The organism is Mesorhizobium sp. M1143, assembly GCF_040318435.1.
GTDB lineage: Bacteria > Pseudomonadota > Alphaproteobacteria > Rhizobiales > Rhizobiaceae > Mesorhizobium.
In genome coordinates this window covers 1-3,341 of record NZ_JAMYMJ010000128.1, presented here as the reverse complement: position 1 = coordinate 3,341, position 3,341 = coordinate 1, and the positions used below count along the sequence as shown (strand labels likewise).

Below are 3,341 nucleotides of genomic sequence, written 5' to 3'. Positions count from 1 at the left end.
CTCGTGCACCTCTCGTCCGGTAGGTATTTGCGGTCAGTCGTCGCCGCAAATGTTGTCCGACAGGACTAATTCCGATGAATCCCGCGCAAGATTGAGCCTGCGAAGCGGAGCCGAATGGGGCGGGAGTTCTGCCCTGCTGGAACCAGTGATCGGAGCTTGGGTGGGGGCCTGTTTTCCCCCAGTGTTCGATGTAGCGACAGCAGAGCTTCGCGACAGCCAATCGCTATTGCTCAAGGTACACAGCGCGTAGGCCTTCAACGGAAGCAAGAGAAAGACGTTGATGAACGTGTGCAGCGAAAAGCCAAGAAATCGAAATTGTCGAGCACGAAATGCTACCACGCTGCATCGGAGCATGGTCATGGACACAATCATCAGTCCTGTCCACCAAGGCACAGTGCCTGTCAGTGCGAAATGTGCGAGGCCCGTTAATACCGATAGGGCGAGGAGTAGCGCGCCGAGATTCTGTCCGACCACGTCCAACGTGAGATAGCTATTTAGGCTAGGCAGCAAGCGCAGCCCAAGCAGCGTGTCCCGGAATGTGCTTCGTGCCCAACGGAGTTGTTGGCGCAGATACGGTCCGAGTCTGTTCGGAACGACTGTGGCCGCGATGGCGCTCGGAACGTATTCGGTTCGAAAGCCTGCTTTCAGCATCAGGATAGTGAGATGGCGATCCTCACCGAAGTCGCTTGGCTTGCCCCGAAAAAATTGCGACTCGTACTGGTCCAGTAACAAAAGGAGCGCAGACCGGCGGTACATGGCACATGGGCCGCAACAGCACATAACGGCACCGAAGCGAGCCTGTGCCGCGCGCTCCTCGTTGCAAGCCAGCCAGTACTCCATGTCTATCAGCCTGGTCAGCCAGCTCTCGGTTCGGTTACTGGCCGTCAACTGACCCATGACTGCGCCGACCGCTGAATCTCGCATCTTCGGTACAAGCTTGGAAATGACGTCGGGCGCGAGTACCGTGTCTGAATCAACGTTAAGCACCAGATCCCCTGATGAGCGTCGTATCGCGGCGATCTGCGCCTTGCGCTTTCCAACATTCTCGGGAAGCAAAATGATGTCGAACCTGGGGTCGCGCGCGTAGTCTTCGTGGACAGTTCCTAAGGCTTCGCGATTTCCAGAACCGTCATCAACCAAATAGACCCGAAGTCTTCCGGCGTATTCTTGGTCTGCAATGGAAGCCAGGCACTCTGAAAGCGTGCGCGGATCCTCGTTGAAGCAGGGGACGATGACATCGACGCTGGGCAGTTTGTCGGAGCCGGCGAGAACCTCCAACGCCGACGAATCCTTTGTCGGCATAGCATAAAGCCCTTGCATGCTCTTATAGGCAGTCGAGAGCAGTGCATAAAGCGAAATGGCCACAGTGCTGGTTGTACCAAGAAGAGTCATGGGATCTCGTTGTTCAGTGATGTTGAGGAAGTGAGCGGATTACAAATCCGCGCTCACGCAGTGCTGGAATCAGCCGGGACAGCGCCGTGACCGTCTGGTCGCGCATGCCGGCGTGAGCGCCCTGGCTCAACTCGCCGGGAGGGCATCCGTCGTGCAAGAGTACAATTGCGCCCGGCCGGACGGAGGCGAGCACTTTATCGAGAATCGCCTCGACTCCAGGGCGAGACCAATCTCGAGGGTCGACGGACCAATGAAGGGCCGCCAGCCCGGCGATCTGTGATGCTGTGCAGACTTCTTCGCTCCAGGCGCCGTAGGGCGCGCGAACAAAGCGGACCGAGGCCTGCGGGCACGCTCTCATGATGGCGTCGTTCGCTTCAAAGACCTCACGTTGCACTTCGCCGAAACCGCATTGGTACAGATCCGGATGAGACATCGTGTGGTTGCCTACCTCGTGCCCTTCTGCGATCATCCGTTGGATTAGATATGGGTGCTCTAAGGCGTAGGCGCCGATGACGAAGAAAGTCGCCGGCACCCGCTGCTCTGCCAGCACGTCGAGAATCTCCGGTGTGAAAAGTGGATTGGGACCGTCGTCAAAGGTCAGATAAACGCTTCGACGGCCGGTGCCGTCAGAGCACTCACGGCGCACTTCGTACAAGCAATCGGACCGGCTCATAGCTCTGGTCCGTTCCGATCTATCATCGTGCCCGTGGGCCATTCGCTGATCGGCCGTCCAACTGGCAGAACAATTGTGAGTGCGTCATCGATGCGTGTGGGCGGCAGGTCGAGGCGGGCCTCTGGTCGGGGGGAGCGCACGCGAATTCCCGACAAAACGGCCATAGGGCTGTATCGCCGTCCAAACCTCTCAACATGATTCCGCAGCGCGTCCCTGACCGTTCCGAAAGCGAATGGAACGCCAAGCTCCTGCAGTATTGGAAGCATGACATGGATTGAATGGGCGATTCCCAGACCCTCAAGGTCCGGACGTACCCCGTACAGGCCCAGTTCAGCCACCAACAGGTCGACCGCGTCGACCTTGATGAAACGGCGCAGTATGCCCATGTGAGCCGCTACACCGCTTGAATCATAGGCGATTACGCGGAGTTCAGGCCTGGCTCCGGCCCAGCTTCGACTACCTTCGAACGGTTCTGCGTTGGACGCCCCAGTCGGCCCGTACGTATCACGAAAGAACTCGGCGAGCTTAACGTGATCGGAGAGCTGCAACTCGTTTTCCCAGCACAACTTCCACTGCACCTGATGGCGCATTCAGGACCTCTCTTCATATTGGTTTTTGCGGCCGCATTACTCGACCAAAGCGGCGTTGTTGGCTGCACTCAGCCGTTGTCGTTGGCGAAGGTGAGCCAGACACTCTCTCGAGTTCCGGCCCGTGTCGTCGATTTGAGCTTGACGTCGCTCACTTTCCGTTCCTCTAATGCATGGCTCGTAAATTCGTAAAATTGATTGTTTGAATGATACGCATCCACACGTTGGATAGAACATGACATGCGTTTTAAAGGGCTGGATCTAAATCTCCTCGTTGTGCTGGACGCTCTGATGAGGGAGCGTAAAGTCACTGCCGCGGCTCGCAGTATCAACCTGAGCCAGCCGGCCATGAGCGCCGCCGTTGCTCGGCTACGCGCCTATTTCAACGATGAGCTATTTACGATGAACGGCCGCGAGCTCATTTTGACGCCGCGCGCCGACGGGCTCGCCCCAGCAGTCCGGGACGCATTGCTGCACATCCAGCTATCGATTATTTCCCCCGACGCCTTCAACCCGGCCCAATCGGATCGTCTCTTCCGAATCATGCTTTCCGATTACATCACGCTCGTATTTTTTAGGAAGATAGTAGAGCGCGCTGCGCGGGAAGCTCCCGCCGGTCGCTTTGAATGTCTCCCTATTTCCGACGACCCCGAGGAGCTTCTCCGGCGCGGCGACGTTGATTTTCTGAT

General features: G+C 57.5%; 4 protein-coding genes. 1 reads left to right on the top strand and 3 read right to left on the bottom strand.

Features of this window, described 5'->3' with window-relative positions; genetic code table 11:
• Nucleotides 1–33 precede the first annotated feature (33 nt).
• The 3 genes from nodC to NKH35_RS31050 are packed head-to-tail and all read right to left on the bottom strand — an operon-like array spanning nucleotide 34 to nucleotide 2,655.
• Nucleotides 34–1,392: a chitooligosaccharide synthase NodC gene (gene nodC / locus NKH35_RS31060; RefSeq protein WP_352917501.1), complete on the bottom strand. Its 1,359-nt coding sequence runs from the start codon at nucleotides 1,390–1,392 to the stop codon at nucleotides 34–36.
• Nucleotides 1,393–1,405: 13 nt separating this feature from the next.
• A complete protein-coding gene (gene nodB / locus NKH35_RS31055; RefSeq protein WP_023724589.1) occupies nucleotides 1,406–2,065 on the bottom strand; it encodes a chitooligosaccharide deacetylase NodB in 660 nt (219 codons plus the stop codon).
• Nucleotides 2,062–2,655 carry a NodA family N-acyltransferase gene (locus NKH35_RS31050; RefSeq protein ID WP_352917499.1) on the bottom strand — a complete coding sequence of 198 codons (594 nt, stop codon included), beginning with the start codon at nucleotides 2,653–2,655 and terminating at the stop codon, nucleotides 2,062–2,064. Before NKH35_RS31050 ends, nodB begins: the two co-directional genes overlap by 4 nt.
• Nucleotides 2,656–2,892: 237 nt before the next feature.
• On the opposite strand from NKH35_RS31050, the gene NKH35_RS31045 reads away from it, so the two are divergent.
• On the top strand, nucleotides 2,893–3,341 hold a 449-nt coding region (locus tag NKH35_RS31045), incomplete at its 3' end, for a LysR family transcriptional regulator (RefSeq protein WP_352917497.1).

Bases quoted from the DNA above. Each gene is read 5' to 3' on its own strand.
- nodB (WP_023724589.1), bottom strand. From the start codon at position 2,065: ATGAGCCGGTCCGATTGCTTGTACGAAGTGCGCCGTGAGTGCTCTGAC.
- NKH35_RS31050 (WP_352917499.1), bottom strand. From the start codon at position 2,655: ATGCGCCATCAGGTGCAGTGGAAGTTGTGCTGGGAAAACGAGTTGCAG.
- nodC (WP_352917501.1), bottom strand. From the start codon at position 1,392: ATGACTCTTCTTGGTACAACCAGCACTGTGGCCATTTCGCTTTATGCA.